Here is a 15,728-nt window from a genome sequence, read left to right as displayed (position 1 = left end):
TTGTGGCGGGCTAGCGCTGGCTGGGTTTTCCCGCTCGTTGGTTTTCCGTTCCGCCCGTCACGTAGCCTGTTTTCCACCGTAATGGCCGCATAACGTCCGGAAAATTGCGTATCGAATCAGGCAGATAAAATACCTAATTTCACCACGCCATCATTGGGAGATGTGTCATGGACGTGAAGGAATCGACTAGTCGCGTACCCGCTACCGCAAAGCGCCGTTCGACCGATTTGACCGAACAACTAATTGAGCCGTTTAGCCAGCTACGCAGTGAAGTAGATCGAATATTCGACTATTTCCCGTTGAAAATGCCGAACATCCGGTTTCCGCGCGGCGCAGCCGTTCCCGCGATCGACATGACCGAGACTGCTAAGGCCTTCAAGGTGACAGCCGAACTGCCGGGAATGGACGCTGACAATGTGAACGTCTCATTTGAGGACGGCTTCCTGCGCATTTCTGGCGAGAAACAGGAGCAGCGCGAGGAACAGGAGGAAGGCTATCGGCTCGCTGAGCGGACCTACGGCTCTTTCGAGCGGGTGCTTGAGCTCCCGTCCTCGGTTCAGGGTGACAAGATCAAGGCCAAGTTCAAAGACGGCGTTCTCACCGTCACCGTACCAAAGGATGAGAAGGCATTAGCCAATGCCAAGCGTATAGCTGTCGAGCGCGGCTAGTCGGCTCGGCGGTGATCCAGAGTCTGAAACGGGGGGATTATTTCCCCCCGTTTTGCATTTCTAAGCGGTCATTCATTTCGACAAGCCTCCCGCGCCACCTGGAGCAACCCCCTGCAGTCAGGTGCTAATCCAAGCTGGCCCCTCCCCGTTCGGGCCATTCGTCCAGCCGTCAAAATTCCGATGAGCAGGGCGGTCCCGTATGATCGAGACAGCAAAGCCGCAGCTAGCTCTATCCTCGCCTACGGGGATTCACGGATCCCCACGAGGGTGGCCGCTGTTTTAATTAGGGCGGAGACCTTGAAAGGTGCGCCGAGCTATGACCGCCGGACTCGCCGAAGAAGTTGAATCGTCAGGACAGGCCGCATTAGCGCGGCTCCTCCGAGCCCATGGCACTCCTCTCCCCAGTCCGTGGGACGTTGAGGAGTTCGGCGCAGCGTTCGATATTTTCGGGAACGCCGACCTCGTTTTGCTGGGCGAGTCCACGCATGGCACGTCCGAATTCTATGCGGCGCGAGCGGCGATCACCAAGTGGTTAATCGAACACCATGGATTTACCGTTGTGGCAGTCGAGGCCGACTGGCCTGACGCCGCACGAATCGATGGCTACGTCCGACATCATCGATCCCGTCCTCGCGCCGGCGAACCGTTCGTTCGCTTTCCCACTTGGATGTGGCGCAACCACGAAGTGCTCGCGTTTGCTGACTGGCTACGTAACTTCAATGAGGGCCGCTCCTCAGAGGCTGAAGCCGGCTTCTACGGGCTGGATGTCTATAGTCTCGGTTCGTCAATCGAGGCAGTTCTCACTTATCTCGACGATGTCGACCCGGCGGAAGCCGCACGCGCAAGATGGCGCTACGGTTGTCTGACTCCTTGGCAGGACGAGCCATCACACTATGGCCTGGCGGTTAATGCTGGTCTTGAGCGCTGCGAAGATCAAGCAGTCGCACAGCTCCAAGCGTTGCTCGATCGCAGACTCCATTATGTCAGCAAGGACGGGGAGCAATGGTTCGACGCCTACCAGAACGCCCGTATTGTTCGTGCGGCAGAGGGTTATTACCGGGCGATGGTCCGCAATTCCAAGGAAAGCTGGAATCTGCGTGACCGCCACATGTTTGCCACTCTGCAAGCTGTACTTAGCGCGCGCGGGCCAGGAACCAAAGCCGTCGTGTGGGCGCACAACAGTCATATTGGCGACGCTGCTGCGACCGCGATGGGGTGGTACGGCGAGACCAACATCGGCGAACTCAGCAGGGCCGCATTCAGCAATCGCATGGTCGCCATCGGCTTCGGCACACATCGCGGCACGGTTGCGGCCGCCAGCGACTGGGGCGCGGAGATGGAAGTCAAGATGGTTAGGCCATCACGACCCGAAAGTCTTGAACAGGCTTTCCACCATAGCGGCCACGCACGTTCGTTGACCGTCTGGAATGACTGCCGCAAACACGATCTGCGCGAAGCACTGGCCAAGCCTATTCTGCAACGCGCAATCGGCGTCATCTATCGCCCCGAGACCGAGCTGCAGAGTCACTATTTCCAGAGCGTCCCGCGAGACCAATATGACGCCTTCGTTTGGTTTGACGAAAGCCGCGCCGTCACGCCGCTGGGGCACGAGCGGCCACATGGCGCCCCAGAAACTTATCCTTTTGGATTGTGAGCGATGATTGACACAGTTCCAGTCACCATTGAGCACCTCGATGTCTCACTAGAAGCATTTCTCGCCGTTCCGGATCAGCCACGCGGTTTAATCATCTTCGCGCACGGCAGCGGAAGTGGTCGCCATAGCCCGCGCAACTCGCATGTAGCTGCCGGACTCAACCACGCTGGTTTCGCAACACTCCTCATCGACCTGTTGACGCTGGCGGAGGAAGCGGATCGCTCTAACGTGTTCGATATCGAACTGCTCGCGAGCCGACTTAAGATTGCTGTTGAATGGGCGGCCAACCAAGCTGAATTGCGTGCACTGCCCGTCGGATTATTCGGTGCCAGCACTGGCGCTGGGGCCGCATTACTTGCGGCTGCACAGATGCCGGAGGCAATCAAAGCGGTCGTATCACGCGGCGGTCGACCCGATCTTGCTGGCCACGCGTTGGTCGAGGTAGCAGCGCCGACCCTGCTGCTGGTGGGCGGCAACGACGGCCCGGTAATCGATCTAAACCGCGACGCAGCCGATCGCCTCAATTGCTCGAAGGCATTGGTCATCATTCCGAACGCCGGTCATCTGTTCGAGGAGGAAGGCGCCCTCGATATGGTGCTAGATGATGCTGTTCGCTGGTTTGCCGCCTATCTGGAGAAGGACCCGGCAGCTTGAACAGGTGAGAAAAATGGACGCGACTAACCCAGAGGAACTACCATTTGAGGAGCCGAGCGGCGAGCCACCGCCCGAAGTTAATCCTTTCATCGAACCCTCCCCACTCGAGCAACCGCCGGCCTCGGCTGACCCGCCGCCGGCGCCTTGTCCACCAGAATGCCCGCCTGAAGAGGACGCAAGCAAGCTCGCGATTTAGCAGGCAAAACCCGATGGGGCGGCTCTCCAGACTAGTCTTGCCGCATAAGCAAGGCGTCGAGTGATCGGCTACCGACGAACGCAAAAGCAAAGCCTGTCATGCGCCACCAGTTTGAGCCAACGCCGCAGAAGATTTCGACTCCGCGAGCTCTAGGAGCCGCTCACGCTCAGCCTTGAGCAATTTCTCAATGACCGCGCGCTGCCTGCGGTCAGCCACGCACTGGAGTTGTGCCTCAAAGCGCTTGATGTTCTCGCGGACAACAAAGTCGTCCATCGGTCACGCCTTTGCCAAGACGAGGCTTTTACCACAATTTCCGGGAGCTTGAACCACTCGAAACGCGCCGGACTGCACGCCCCCTGCCCTCCGCTAAGCCTTGCTGGCCCGCCACGACGTCGCGGTGATCCAAGTAGCTCCGATTCCGTTTTCGCCCGTTCATTTAGCATATCAAGTTACTAAAGACCCCGCCTCATCTCGAGCGAGTAGGGATTGAGTTACGACATTCGGATGCGGACTCGATGATGAGGTCATTCACTTTCTTTCCAGCTAGGAAAGAAGTTACTTGCCATATTGGAAAGTTGGCGTTAGTCAGTTTCCAAGATGGAAAGAGAGGCCCACGCCATGAACCCGAACGAAGCCGCTGCGACGCTGGCCGAAGTAGACCGGACCGAAATGAAACTTGCCCAGCGCGCGCGCTGGCCTTTTCATCGCCATGCAATGTTCGGTCTAGCTGAAGGCATATTAGTTGCGGGGCTCGCACAGCCAACCGTGCAGGCCGGCGCGATGATCGTTGTCGCAATGGCGCTGCTAATTGTCTGCGTTAGCGAGGACCGGCGCCGTGACGGTATGTTCGTTTCCGGTTGGCAACCCGGAGCCACGCGGCCGCTGACGATCTTTATCACGCTATTCGTGCTCGCCATGGCGGCGGCTTCAGCGATGGCCCGGGATGGGGGCGGCGCTGAGCCGGTCGGCTATCTTTTCGGCGCCATCACCTTCGTGATCTGCACGGCCGCAAGCCTGCGCTGGGAGAAAATCTACCGCTCTGATCTAAATAAGAAGGCTAGGCCATGAGCGGCGGGCTGGACACCACACTTCACGCCCCAGCGCGGCTGCAGATCGCAGCACTCCTCGCCCGCGTAGAAGAAGCAGAATTCGCTACCATTCGTGACATTGTGGAGGTGAGCGACTCCGTGCTGTCCAAGCATCTCGCCGCGCTGGGCGAGGAGGGCTACGTTCGCCTCCGCAAGGCGGCGCAAGATGGGCGGCAGCGTACCTGGGCGTCGCTTACACGCGCCGGGCGCAAGGCATTCGCCGCGCACATGGCTGCGCTTCAGGAGCTGGTCGCAAGCGCGCAGGCGGCAGCAGTAGCGGAATAAGTTGGCGACAATGCCCACTTGCCACTCGCTAAGATCTTGAGCTGATCCAGGTCGCTCCTTTTCAGTTTCCGGTCGTTGGGTCCGAAACGGGCGTTCTGGCTGCGCCCCGAAGCGGACATCAGCGTGGCAGTTGTCGCAACCATGTCACGGACTTTCTCAGCGCCATCCTACCGGCCTCACCAGTAAGGTCGAATTGATATTCGTGACCGAGCGGCGGCTTATAATCGCTCGGGTAAAACAACGTCTCGACCGCAATTCCCGCCTGTTTAAGGGCCTTGGCCATGGCCACGGATTGAGGCCCGAGTGGATCAGCGTTCCCAGCGCTAACGAAAGCCGGCGGAAAGCTGCTATTGAGGTGCGGTGCCACTGACATGGTGCGAAACCGCGCATCGTCCCGCCATTCACGTTTGCCGCTGTATGCCCATCCTGCTGATTGGACGAACCACCCTAAGATTCCGCCATCGCGCCCCATGCCGGAGATGTCGTAGACCCCGCAGTACAGCAGAGCGCCGGCCAACTGCTCTGGCCGGATGCCCGGCTCAATACCTACAAGCTTGGCATATGCGGGATTAGTGATGATCGCCGCGCTTTGAGCAGCAATTTGAGCACCCGCGCTGTCGCCAGCCAAAACCATGTGGTCGGCATTCACTCTCAGCTTCGCACCCTCCCGGCTCAGATAGGCCAAGGCTTGGCTCACCTGACGGACGGGTTCCGGATAATGGGCTTCCGGCGCAATTGTGTAATCGACGTTGACTACCGTGAAGCCATGTCCGGCCAAAACCTTCGCATAGTTGGTGATATCGCGTCGCTGACCCGACACGAAACCGCCACCGTGCACCCAAACAACCGTCGGCCCAGTTGCCCCTTCAACTGCACGATGGATGTCAAGCACGGCGCTCGGGTTGGCCGGATCGTAGCGGTGAGTGGTGGTAGCCACTGCGGAGGGCAAGTACGGCTCCAGCTTCCGTGAAGCTTCCGCGGCGCCATGGTCAAATACGGCGCGGACCAGAAGTATGCTGGGCCAAGGACTCACCAAGAACGAAATTGAAACTAAGGCTAAGACGGCCGCCAATCCTATGAGCCATTTGCGGATAAGCCCCCCATTTCAGCGCAAGCATATCAGCGGGGATGCAAAATGTCCGCCTTTCACCACGCCCAGCCTCAGTGCCGCTTCGCCGCCCGCATCTCGTTTCCGGCTGTTCGTTTAGCATTTCATGTCACGGCACACGGCAACCCATACCGGTCCCAGCCGAGCCATTGCGGACAAGCGGAGCGCGCGGCTGCTAACTCTCGCGACACCGCACCCAGCGCTTCTTGCCGCCCCGCCACAGCGTCCCGTCGAACGTTTCGCCGTAGCGTTTTACGCGTAATCGCAATTCATGCCTAAGGGCATTGGGATCGACCAAGTCGAGACGCAATTCACTGGGATCCAGCCACGATTGCGCAACGCGAACCGGCACATCTGACCGTCCTTCGCGAAGAGACGCCGAGACTACCGACGACACTATCGTATGGCTGATCACAAGGCTCAGCTCTATCTGGCGAGGGTCGGGAGTCCGGCATATTAGCCCGCCCGTCGCACCAGCAGGCGCGGCGATCATGATCGAGAACAACGCTCCGACGATAGACTTCTTCATCGTTTCACCCTGCGCCAGCGCAGCTGAATGTCCTCTTTCTACCCCGCTAGGACGTCGCGCTCATCTAGGCGGCCTCGATACCGTTCCCGGTCGTTCGTACAGCTAATTGCGTCAGGGCTTACCGTGACCCGAAGCGGGCATTGCGCTTGACCGGATCAAGGCTGGCGGCAATGTCTCTTTAGAGGGGGAAAAGACGATGTTGCTGCAGCTTCTGTTTGCCGTACTTGCCTTGCAGGGGCTGCCCCAAGAATTTCTCGATCAGAAGGTTAGACAGGGCAAAGAGCAGACGGGAACGGCCCTTGATGAGCTAACCATGGGGCAACTGCTGAAGTTGACGGCTATGCCGAGTGCTCGGCTGAGTCAGATGCAGTGCACCGGCTATGCGCTGTGGCTGCAGAGAACCGGCAAGCCGACGCTTCCCAACGAGCGGCTGAATGCGATCCACGGCCGACTGGGCGAAGACGCAGCGAATTTCGGCGAAATGAACTACGACGTGGGGCTCGCCTTCGTAGCTTTGTATGCGGAAGAGGCCGAGGAAAAGAAAAGGAGTCTCTCGGCCGATGAGTTCGCCGACTGGCGCACTTCGGAAGATACGCGCTGCGGAGCCTTTTTCAAAGCAGCCGGCAACGGCTCGCTTGCGCTTCGCTCTCTGGTTCCTGCTTCGGTGATCGACCCGCGGCTCAACGGCTGCCATGCTTCCTATCGGGCAGCGGCGGCGCGGTCGAAGGGTGACGAAAGCGCTGCGCTTTCACGCCAGGCCGACCGCGCCGCAGCGCTCGCCCTTGATGGCAAAAGCGGGACCGCCCTCGTGGCGGCAAAGAAGGCGCTCGACGACGAGGCGGCAGCTACCGCGGCCGCTCCGCTGCTCGACCCGGAATCCGGGATGATGCAACTCGCCTTGTGCGTTCCGCTACTGAAGGATCGAACGCAGCGATGACGGGCGGGCGACGCCATAGCGCTAGCGTCAGCTTCCGACCCATTGCGGACATTAGGAATGCCTTGCACGTGGGTAAGTCGGACGTATTGTGACTGGATGAAATTTTTGTCATCGGCACTTGGTGTACTTCTGATTTGTTCGCCGGCGCTCGCCCAAGCTCCATGGTCCCTGCCGGAGAGCGATTTTGGTGGCGCAACGCCTCTGAATCGTCGTGATTGGATCAAGCCCACCGACTATCCTGACGCATCCGCCAGGGCTGACGAGCAGGGCTACGTCACCATAGCGTTTGACATCGGTGCCGATGGTCGAGTGAGCAGCTGCAAAGTGATCCGTTCCAGTGCGTACAAGCGGCTAGACGCCATACCTTGCAGGCTTTTGCTGCGGAGGGCGCGGTTCGGTCCCGCTAAGGATATCAATGGCGTCCCGGTGGCGACGAAGGGACACACCTCAATTTCGTTCTGGACTGAGGGCTGAGCCATCCATCAATTGCTAATGACCGCTTTCCACCCCGGTCAGAAGTCACGAATAGCCAGGCAGATGTTGCCTCGTTCCCAGCCCTTCGTTCAGCAAATGGCGTAGCGACTAACGCCGACCCATTGCGGTCATTAGGATGAAGCGCCAAACTGGCTGCGATGGAAGCGACCCGAACGAAAAATCTAATGCCGTGGCTTCTGACCGGTGGGATCAACTTCATCTCTTTCGCGGCAATCGTGATGTATCTTTTGCAGCTCGATGATGGATTGTTCACCGACATAGCGCGAAGCGCGGTCATTAAGGCCTATGCGCTGCTCGCCATCGTTTGGACCGCATTGCTAGGCTACGTGATTTCGCTGGCGCCTAAATTGACGAAGCGGACCGGCGCTCCGGTTTTGAGATTCATCCTTCTATTGGCTGGCTTGGATTTCGCGGTTGTCACGGCGTTTACGCCAGGGATTTGGATCGCGCTGATCCGATCAAATCCATATTGGTCAGGCGGGATTTGGGGTTGGCGCGACCTCGTTTGGTTGATCGGAAGTACGGCAATCAGCGGCGCGCTTTATTGGACCATGCGGAACCGAACGACGGTGTCCGGCTAATGACCGCTTTCCACCCTTATCGGCCGTAGATGGACCAACCCGCGCGCACCTCGCGAACGGCTGAAATGGGTGGAAAGCGGACATTGCACAGGCTATTTCCGCACGATCAGCCGACCGCCCCCGCGCTCAATGAATCTCAGAAGAATGAAGCATCGTTAAGCTCATAAACGAGCCCGCTTACTTCGAAACTGATCTGTGCTCGTCCGCCTGTTTCGCGTTCAACTGCACGTTGCAGAATTTGATGCCCGAAACCAGTTTTCAGAGGTGGAACGACTGGTGGGCCGCCCAACTCTTCCCAGCGCAGATTGAAGCCCTTGGGTCCGCTGGATGACTCTTCCCAAGTGATTGCAACCCTCCCTTCGCCGACCGACAACGCACCGTACTTGAACGAATTGGTGCACAATTCATGTATTGCAAGCGACATCATGACGCTTGCTGAACTTCCCAGTTCAATGAGCGGTCCATTATAGCCAACGCGCTGGAAATCGACTCCGCAGCCCTCGACCGAACGTCTAATTATTTCTCCTAGCGCAAGCTCACCAGGTTTATCGCCGAACAATACCGTCTGGGCCCGTCCAAGCGCGCTCAGTCGCGCGCAAAACAGCTGCAAGGCTTCATTAGAGTCGACTTGGTCCTTCTTGCCGAAAGTTTGCTGTGCGATGCCTTGGATTACGGACAACAGGTTTTTCGTCCGATGCGCGAGTTCGTTCATGAGAATCTGACGCCGCTCTTCAGTCCGTCGGTGCTCGAACACCCGCCCGACTTGAGCGCCCAGCGATTGCACCAATTTCAGAATATGCTCGTCGGGAGGCATGGAATCGCGAGAAAAAAATTCGAAGATCGCGATGCATCGTCCTCGGCTCAAAACGGGAAACCCGAACGCGCTTTCAAATCCTAGGCCCGCACGAGGAAAGTTGGCATCCTTGCTAGTACGCTCAATCCACGCCGACTTGCCCGTGTCGAGGATTCGCCCGGGCAGGCCGACTCCCCTCGAGAACGTTGTTTTCTCTGTCCGATCCACGAATGCAGGCGCAATTTCGCGAGCATCTCGGCTCCAGCCGCGCGATACCATCCGTTCTCCGTCCTCGGACACGTCATAGGCATGACCTAAGGGCCAACCAGTCAGTTCACAGATTGCATCGAGCGCCGCTTCAAATGCCTCATCAAGGGTTGGGCGTTCGGATGCGAGGGCGGTCAATTCAAACATCAGGCGGCTTTCAAGCGCGAGCTGCTTGGTCTGCAGAGCAGCCCGCTCTTGGTCGCTGACATCGCGCAGGAATCCGACAAATGCTGCTCCGGTCGGCGTCCGGACCTCAGTGATCGTCAGCTCAACCGGAATTGTTAGTCCGCTTTTGGTAAGTCCACTGAGCGTCAGCCTTTTGTTGAGTACATGCGCTTCGCCGGTTCGGTTGAAGCGTTCCATGCCCCGTCGGTGGCCATCGCGGTGTTCTGGCGGGACAATCATTTCGCCTAGTGACTGCCCAATCGCTTCTTTCTCTGTCCACCCGAATGATCGTTCGGCGACCTGATTCCATCCGCGAATGATACCGTCGCGATCAACCACCACGACAGCGTCGAGAACGTTATCGAGCAGGGCCTTAAGGGACGAATGCAACGGCATCGTCTGTCGCTATCAGTCTCCTGCTTAGCCGTCGATACACGGGCGATGAAATTCCGCTTTGCAGCTACGAAACGCCTTTTCCTGGGCTTCATTGTCGGTCGTAGCGGGGGTTGAATGGCGACTTTTGGTCGACGTCCGACTTCCTAGACTAAGGTGAAGGAACGGCCGGAAACTGGATCACGGCCAGCGGTACAGATGCGCGTCGCAATGGGTTGGCATGCCGACGCCAAGTTGCTTAATCGCCCAGTATTTTACTTTCATAATGAAGGTGGATCGCCGCCACCGCCATTAACGCCCCAAGGAACGACGCAAACTGCGCATATTTCAGAGCGCCTCCATCCAACAAAATATTCGCAGCAATATGCAATAATATAAAAATACTAACTATGGAAATCCGAGCAAAAATCCGGCCGTGGGTAAAAAATGCGTCAAAACATTGCTTGTAGTTCAGGCTAGGCTTTTTGATCTCAATTACAGCCGCAGATTTGCTTGCCATGAATACTTGCAGTGAAATTAACGCAAGAACTAATAATAATAATATCATTATGGCCTACCAATTGGATAGGAATGCAACAGTCAAAGTCCGCTTCCAAGCAGGCATGTGCGCAAACGGACTCGTTGCGGGACAGTGACACTCACGATTAACGACCGCAATGGGTCGCAGCCCGCCCATCATGTCGTTTGCTGAACGAATGAATCAAAAACGGCACCTCGGGCCGCCAGTAACCTTGGGATTTTATCCCGAAGCGGTCGCTTCGTTAACGGTAGCTTTGAGGTAGCGCTCTAAATCCGTCGTCCAATGGATACGAGGCCTGCCTGAGATGTATCTTTGTCGTACGTCAGATTTGTCCACCCCAACCCAACGACGGCGCAAGCATCCACGTTTCGGCATCCAGTGTCGTGCCCGCATTCAGATCGGACAGCGACACTACGCCGGTTACATTCAGGACATCTCCGAAGGCGGGGCTAAACTACGGACGGTTACCTCCATCCGCAGGCTGGGCGTCGTTATTCTGCGCCTGCCGGATCTACCGCCGCTGAAATGCCGATTGCGGTGGACGGATACTTATCACGCAGGCGTCATTTTCGAGCTTCCTCTGACAAAGGACGAGTTGCGCAGTTGGGTCACAAATCGAGTGGCGCACATCGCGCTGAACACAGGCCCCGAACCGGATTGCGAGCTAGTCGAGGCAATCGAAGAGGTGGCGGCTACCGATAGCAATCAGTGGTCCGTTGTGGGTCGAAAGTTGACGCGCAACTTTGGGTAGAAAGCTGGCATTAGGAACGATAACCGATAGACATGGAGCGACGCGCCACCAATGGACTAGAGACCTATGTCGCAGCACTTATATCCGCGGTCGACTATCTCGTCGTTGGACTCTTGTGGATGCTCGCCCATTTGCGGCTCATCGCGAATCGGAAGTCTGACTCCACTTAAAGCCAGCCGAGCTTACGGAAACGGCGATACAGTATCAGGCAGATCACCCCGATAGTCACGACGATGACGAAATACCCGTAGCGCGTGGTTAGTTCAGGCATGTTCTCGAAGTTCATGCCATAGATGCCGGCAATTGCCGTTGGCACCGCCAGAATGGCGGCCCAGGCCGCCAGCTGACGGGTGATGCGGCCCTGCTGTTGCTGTTCCAGCAAAGTGCTCAGTTCGAAGACGCTCGTGAGGACCTCGCGTAAGCTGTCCACGCGTGCCTGGGTTCGGCGAACGTGGTCCTGAACGTCTCGGAAGTAGATGCGGACCTCAGCGTCAATGGACGGCAACTCCAGCCGCGCCAACTTTTGCGCTACTTCTCCCATCGGTCCAAGGATGCGCTGGAAGCGGATCAGTTCACGTCTCACAGTGAAGATGCGGTTGACTTCCTCGCGCCCAAGCATGCCATTGAGCGCTTTGGTCTCCATCTCGAGGACCTCTTCTTCGAGGTCAGTGATGAGAGGGAGGTAGCCATCAACCACGAAATCCAAGATGGCGTGAAGCACATAGTCGACGCCGTGCATCAGGAAACGCGGCGTCTTCTCCAACTGCTCGCGAAGCGTCGTGTGAGCTCTGGTCGATCCATGCCGCACGCTGATGATGTGGCTGTGCCCGACAAAGATTGCCGTCTCGCCATAGTCAATATGGTCATCCACCAGATGGGCGGTGCGTGCCACCACGAATAGCTGATCGTCGTAAACGTCGATTTTTGGAAGTTGGTTTGCCTTGATCGCATCTTCGACCGCGAGCGGATGAAGATCATAGTTCGCTGCGAGTTTCGACATCTCTTCTTCGGAAGGGTCGGCTATCCCAATCCAGGCAAACTCGCTCTTCTGCTCGGCGCTCTCGATTTTCTCATCGATCGACACCTCACGGACTCGGTGTCCATTCCGATAAAGGTAAGCGGCAACGACGGTCATAGGTAGCATGTAACGGGCGCATGAACCTTACTCAACGCAGGGGTGCTGGTGCCCCTGCTTTACGGAGGTCCGCAGAGTCAGCTTTGGGTCGCAGCCCGACTTCAACGCTACGCTGAACGAACGGTCGGAAACGGATCAAAGCTACCTGGGCCGGCGTGAGGTCGTTGCAGGGTGGAGCGCTGCCGCAGCCGCGTGTCAGTTCAGGCTCGCAATCTCGTGGGAGAAGGCAGGCAAGTCCAGGCGTTGCCGCTCCCGCTCAAAATCCGCTCGGCTGAACGGGCCCCGCACAGTGACGTCGGGGTCAACCAAAGGGCCGTCAAGCGCTCGAATGAGGTAGAAATATTCGGTGCGCGACCGGTCGAGCGTCGTGTCTTCAAACTTGTGCGGATGCCTTGCTGCAACGATGTAGTCTTCGTTGGAGCCGACGGTGAACACGGTCTGCTCGATACGGCCAATGCAATCGCCCTTTGGTAGCTCGTAACAAACCATCGCATCTTCTGGGATGTCCGTGATGTCGAGCAGATACGGGCCATCGATGCGGCTGCTTTGAGGGCTGCACGAAGCAAGGATGAAGAGTGCGAACGCAAGCACAAGAAAGCGAACCATACCGCTTTCTGAAGCACCACCCTAATGTCCGCAATGGGTCGCGGTCATAGCCGGAATGTGTCACCGTCAGCCGCGCCGCGAATTGCTGAGCGAACGACCGGATACGCGATTGCGATTACCTGGAACGTCACGACTCTGCGCGGGTTGGAAGACGAACATTGTGTGCTCGTTTGTCCACCTCTGCACAGCGATCAAGAAAGAGATGTTCGAACAGGGATCCGGTCACTGCATGCGTCGCTGCGCGACATTCTTGATTAATTCGACTTAGAGCTGTTCAGATTCTTGGTGCGCGCGCCATCGGTGCAAAGGTCAGCCGTTCCGCTCAGCGTCAACTCAAGCCACTCGTTTTGAGCCGAGCTCTGCGCTGCAAGCCGAGCCTTGGTGTTCTTTTTGACATCATAGTGTACCTTCATGCTGCGCAGCTCGGGCGTACTGGCATCCCAGTTCTTCACAAGCGCTACGTCACCCTCTAATCGTGGTGAAGGGTCGCCGGCCGTTCGCCCGGCGGCATTGTTCCATCTCCACTCATGATAGCGGTAACTGGCAGCGGCAACCTGACCGTTCACGCATCTGACCTTCAGCACTCCGGTGTCAACACGGCCGTCCCCGTCGACATCCGCAGAGGAGGCAACTTGGTAATAGCGTGCTGGCGATCCGGCAGCGGTCCCTACACCCAAAATTGTAAAGTGAGATGCAGCTTCCGGTCGCGGAATTGTGGGTTCAGGGGATACTCCGCTTGCGATCGTGAACGCCGCGGTCGCCAAGAGAATGACTGCGTTCATCGCACTTCTCCTCAGGCTTTAGCGCCGCAGACTGCACCCGTTCGCAGTTGAATGCAATCCAAAACTGGAGTGCCTCTGGAACAAGCGAACTTTAGATATATTGTGGTCTCGGACCAGATCTTGGTGCGCGGTCGCCACTACAGTGACGACGTTCGACTCTCCGCTGATGACCGCCTTGAGTCGCTGCTCGCTTCGCAATGCTTCGCTGAACAACTTGGCCGAAACATGAAACGGGCATCGTGGGCTGGCGCAATGCTTGGAAGGCGGTTGCAAGCGAACAGCCGGCTCCCGGCTGTTGTGGTCAGCCGGGAACCCTCCACCGTTGGGATCCAAAGCCTAGTCCGTTCGGCGGCGTCGCGTTGGCAGCCTACAGCTTACTTTCTGAACAACTGCCGCTGCAGCAGCATTTCTCCTCCAACTTTCCGCATCGCGCCACGAGCAGCGAACGCAGCACCTTCCTGGCGAGCGTTAGTCTTCAAGAAGGCGTCGAACTCTTTTTCACGCGCCATTTGCTCTGAAGCTGTGGGCGCGCGTTCAAAGATGGTGACGAGATAAAGATCAGGTTCGTCTGCGCGCCGATTCACGACGGAAAAGACCATGTAATCCTTGATCCACCCCTTTGATTTCGCAAATTCCTGGTTCTGCCGCCACCGCGAGGCGAGATAATCGGCATAGGCCGGTCCACTTCCATCATTAACGTCGATCTCGGCGACTTCCCAATAATCGCCTGGGATGAGCGGAACCTCCTGAGCCGTGGCCGGAGCCGCAATAAAGAGCGTGGCTGTCCCCAAGATAGTCAGGATCGATTGGCGCATGATGCCTCCCTTCAATGACCGCTGCGTTGGCGGCTGCCGATCAAGGGGATCGGCGCTCTGCAATCAGTGACAGGGAACGGCACGACGACACCCGTCGTTCCGCGCGCGGAATAAGCATGTGAGCCGAGTCGAGTCTAACGAAAATTTAACACGAGGATATTGCCCGACTGTCAGGCGCACGTCAGCGTTTCGAGTCTGTTATGCGCTGATTGAGCCCGGCACCGCTCAGCTTGCATTTGTTCTTCTTTTGTTCCATTTCGACGAAAATGAGAAGAATCACTGGAATTGCATTGCGCGCGCGCATCGGCGCCAAGATCAGCGTTCGAGTAAAACCCCCCGTCGCAGGCGCTCTGCAGCGACAGGTAATCGACGCAATCTGCGAGGCGATCGACACTGAGAGCACGATGGTCGTTCAAGCCGATCCAGTCGGATTTGGCTGTCAGATGCGGGCGGGCGTTTTCGGGAAGGATGAAGACCCGCCCTGTTGACGATGACCAGTGCTCAAGCGAAGGCGGCGAGCAAAGCGGCGCCACTAAGGGCGCCGCCCCTTTTGCTTAAATTTCAGTGCTTTCGGCTATGGTCAGAGCATCCTCGACGTCGACCCCAAGATAGCGAACAGTGCTTTCAATCTTGGTGTGACCGAGAAGTATCTGCACGGCTCGCAAGTTGCCGGTCTGCTTATAGATAATCGAAGCCTTGGTCCTTCGGAGGGAATGCGTTCCGTAATCCTCTTTCCTCAGGCCAATTCCGGTTACCCACTCATCGACAAGGCGCGCATATTGCCGGGTGCTCAAGTGTGCCTTGTGATCAATCCGGCTCGGAAACGTATAATCTTGGAACCCACCTTTGCGCTTTTCAAACCATGCTAGCAGGCTGGAACGCGCAGGCTCCATCAACTCAAACTGTACAGGCCGCTTGGTTTTTTGCTGAATGACGATGGCGCGACTGCGCACCTTTCCGCCGGACACTAGATCACAAATACGTACTTTCACGAGATCGCAGCCCCGAAGCTTACTGTCGATCGCCAAGTCAAACAGCGCGCGGTCCCTCACCCTCTTCTCGCGATCCAGCCAAAACCTGATCGCCCAAATCTGCTGAAGTTTCAGCGGTCGCTTTGCCCCAAGCTTACGACCCGAAGTCCACATATCGTGGTTGTCGGTAGGGTCTAATTCAGAGCGTTCCATTCTCCTTCTCCTGATGGCCATTACGGCAAGAGCACAAAGCCCGAGAATGGAAATTAGCCATGCATGCGTGTGAGAAAGGCGGAACGGCGACTCTTCCAGCAGCGGTCATTCTCATCATGGCT

The 15,728-nt window shown here is 57.4% G+C and carries 21 protein-coding genes; 11 read left to right on the top strand and 10 right to left on the bottom strand.

Annotation, left to right across the window (positions count from 1 at the left end; all coding sequences use genetic code 11):
- Positions 1–167: 167 nt before the first annotated feature.
- From D3M59_RS10210 to D3M59_RS10200, 3 genes are all read left to right on the top strand, one after another.
- Positions 168–668: an Hsp20/alpha crystallin family protein gene (locus D3M59_RS10210; RefSeq protein ID WP_119533556.1), complete on the top strand. Its 501-nt coding sequence runs from the start codon at positions 168–170 to the stop codon at positions 666–668.
- A 316-nt stretch (positions 669–984) separates the two neighbouring features.
- Entirely contained in the window at positions 985–2,322 is a 1,338-nt protein-coding gene (locus tag D3M59_RS10205) for an erythromycin esterase family protein (RefSeq protein WP_119533555.1), read from the top strand.
- Between the two features lie 3 nt (positions 2,323–2,325).
- A complete protein-coding gene (locus tag D3M59_RS10200; protein WP_119533554.1) occupies positions 2,326–2,976 on the top strand; it encodes a dienelactone hydrolase family protein in 651 nt (216 codons plus the stop codon).
- A gap of 292 nt (positions 2,977–3,268) precedes the next feature.
- Here the strand turns inward: D3M59_RS10200 and D3M59_RS12125 are convergent, their stop codons facing one another.
- Entirely contained in the window at positions 3,269–3,445 is a 177-nt protein-coding gene (locus D3M59_RS12125; RefSeq protein WP_158582003.1) for a hypothetical protein, read from the bottom strand.
- 345 nt (positions 3,446–3,790) lie between these two features.
- Between D3M59_RS12125 and D3M59_RS10195 the strand changes: the two genes are divergently transcribed.
- Positions 3,791–4,240 carry a hypothetical protein gene (locus tag D3M59_RS10195; protein ID WP_119533553.1) on the top strand — a complete coding sequence of 150 codons (450 nt, stop codon included), beginning with the start codon at positions 3,791–3,793 and terminating at the stop codon, positions 4,238–4,240.
- A complete protein-coding gene (locus tag D3M59_RS10190; RefSeq protein WP_119533552.1) occupies positions 4,237–4,545 on the top strand; it encodes a transcriptional regulator in 309 nt (102 codons plus the stop codon). The genes D3M59_RS10195 and D3M59_RS10190 overlap by 4 nt, the downstream gene beginning before the upstream one ends.
- A gap of 118 nt (positions 4,546–4,663) precedes the next feature.
- On the opposite strand, the gene D3M59_RS10185 is transcribed toward D3M59_RS10190, so the two are convergent.
- Positions 4,664–5,482 carry an alpha/beta hydrolase gene (locus D3M59_RS10185; protein ID WP_199662486.1) on the bottom strand — a complete coding sequence of 273 codons (819 nt, stop codon included), beginning with the start codon at positions 5,480–5,482 and terminating at the stop codon, positions 4,664–4,666.
- Positions 5,483–5,828: 346 nt separating this feature from the next.
- Positions 5,829–6,182 carry a hypothetical protein gene (locus D3M59_RS10180; RefSeq protein ID WP_119533550.1) on the bottom strand — a complete coding sequence of 118 codons (354 nt, stop codon included), beginning with the start codon at positions 6,180–6,182 and terminating at the stop codon, positions 5,829–5,831.
- A gap of 196 nt (positions 6,183–6,378) precedes the next feature.
- Between D3M59_RS10180 and D3M59_RS10175 the strand changes: the two genes are divergently transcribed.
- From D3M59_RS10175 to D3M59_RS10165, 3 genes are all read left to right on the top strand, one after another.
- Positions 6,379–7,119 (top strand): hypothetical protein, encoded by a 741-nt coding sequence (locus tag D3M59_RS10175; RefSeq protein ID WP_119533549.1) that lies wholly within the window; start codon positions 6,379–6,381, stop codon positions 7,117–7,119.
- A 57-nt stretch (positions 7,120–7,176) separates the two neighbouring features.
- The gene (locus tag D3M59_RS12425; RefSeq protein ID WP_119533548.1) at positions 7,177–7,593 is read left to right on the top strand and encodes an energy transducer TonB; all 417 of its coding nucleotides are present in this window, start codon (positions 7,177–7,179) and stop codon (positions 7,591–7,593) included.
- A 185-nt stretch (positions 7,594–7,778) separates the two neighbouring features.
- Positions 7,779–8,195, top strand: a complete 417-nt coding sequence (locus D3M59_RS10165) for a hypothetical protein (RefSeq protein WP_147416741.1) — start codon at positions 7,779–7,781, stop codon at positions 8,193–8,195.
- Positions 8,196–8,331: 136 nt separating this feature from the next.
- Here the strand turns inward: D3M59_RS10165 and D3M59_RS10160 are convergent, their stop codons facing one another.
- Both D3M59_RS10160 and D3M59_RS10155 read right to left on the bottom strand, forming a co-directional pair.
- Positions 8,332–9,816, bottom strand: a complete 1,485-nt coding sequence (locus D3M59_RS10160; protein WP_119533546.1) for a PAS domain S-box protein — start codon at positions 9,814–9,816, stop codon at positions 8,332–8,334.
- 235 nt (positions 9,817–10,051) lie between these two features.
- The gene (locus D3M59_RS10155; protein WP_147416740.1) at positions 10,052–10,312 is read right to left on the bottom strand and encodes a hypothetical protein; all 261 of its coding nucleotides are present in this window, start codon (positions 10,310–10,312) and stop codon (positions 10,052–10,054) included.
- Between the two features lie 325 nt (positions 10,313–10,637).
- Between D3M59_RS10155 and D3M59_RS12420 the strand changes: the two genes are divergently transcribed.
- Positions 10,638–11,084 carry a PilZ domain-containing protein gene (locus D3M59_RS12420; RefSeq protein ID WP_119533544.1) on the top strand — a complete coding sequence of 149 codons (447 nt, stop codon included), beginning with the start codon at positions 10,638–10,640 and terminating at the stop codon, positions 11,082–11,084.
- 32 nt (positions 11,085–11,116) lie between these two features.
- Positions 11,117–11,254, top strand: a complete 138-nt coding sequence (locus D3M59_RS12120; RefSeq protein ID WP_158581999.1) for a hypothetical protein — start codon at positions 11,117–11,119, stop codon at positions 11,252–11,254.
- Here D3M59_RS12120 and D3M59_RS10145 read toward each other — a convergent pair.
- The 4 genes from D3M59_RS10145 to D3M59_RS10130 form a co-directional block, all read right to left on the bottom strand.
- On the bottom strand, positions 11,251–12,219 hold the full coding sequence (locus D3M59_RS10145; RefSeq protein WP_119533543.1) for a magnesium and cobalt transport protein CorA: 969 nt from the start codon (positions 12,217–12,219) through the stop codon (positions 11,251–11,253). The two genes, D3M59_RS12120 and D3M59_RS10145, sit on opposite strands and share 4 nt — an antisense overlap.
- A gap of 195 nt (positions 12,220–12,414) precedes the next feature.
- Positions 12,415–12,825: a hypothetical protein gene (locus D3M59_RS10140; protein WP_119533542.1), complete on the bottom strand. Its 411-nt coding sequence runs from the start codon at positions 12,823–12,825 to the stop codon at positions 12,415–12,417.
- 254 nt (positions 12,826–13,079) lie between these two features.
- On the bottom strand, positions 13,080–13,607 hold the full coding sequence (locus D3M59_RS10135; RefSeq protein ID WP_147416739.1) for a hypothetical protein: 528 nt from the start codon (positions 13,605–13,607) through the stop codon (positions 13,080–13,082).
- 374 nt (positions 13,608–13,981) lie between these two features.
- Positions 13,982–14,422: a hypothetical protein gene (locus D3M59_RS10130; protein ID WP_119533540.1), complete on the bottom strand. Its 441-nt coding sequence runs from the start codon at positions 14,420–14,422 to the stop codon at positions 13,982–13,984.
- 266 nt (positions 14,423–14,688) lie between these two features.
- Between D3M59_RS10130 and D3M59_RS10125 the strand changes: the two genes are divergently transcribed.
- Positions 14,689–14,910 carry a hypothetical protein gene (locus D3M59_RS10125; protein WP_147416738.1) on the top strand — a complete coding sequence of 74 codons (222 nt, stop codon included), beginning with the start codon at positions 14,689–14,691 and terminating at the stop codon, positions 14,908–14,910.
- Between the two features lie 66 nt (positions 14,911–14,976).
- Here the strand turns inward: D3M59_RS10125 and D3M59_RS10120 are convergent, their stop codons facing one another.
- Complete coding sequence (locus tag D3M59_RS10120; protein ID WP_119533619.1) at positions 14,977–15,606, bottom strand: tyrosine-type recombinase/integrase; 630 nt, start codon at positions 15,604–15,606, stop codon at positions 14,977–14,979.
- Positions 15,607–15,728 lie beyond the last annotated feature (122 nt).

It is taken from the genome of Sphingomonas edaphi (genome assembly GCF_003583725.1).
Taxonomy (GTDB): Bacteria; Pseudomonadota; Alphaproteobacteria; order Sphingomonadales; family Sphingomonadaceae; genus Sphingomicrobium; species Sphingomicrobium edaphi.
The sequence above is the reverse complement of the archived record's forward strand: the minus strand, read 5'-3'. Positions and strand labels throughout refer to the sequence as shown.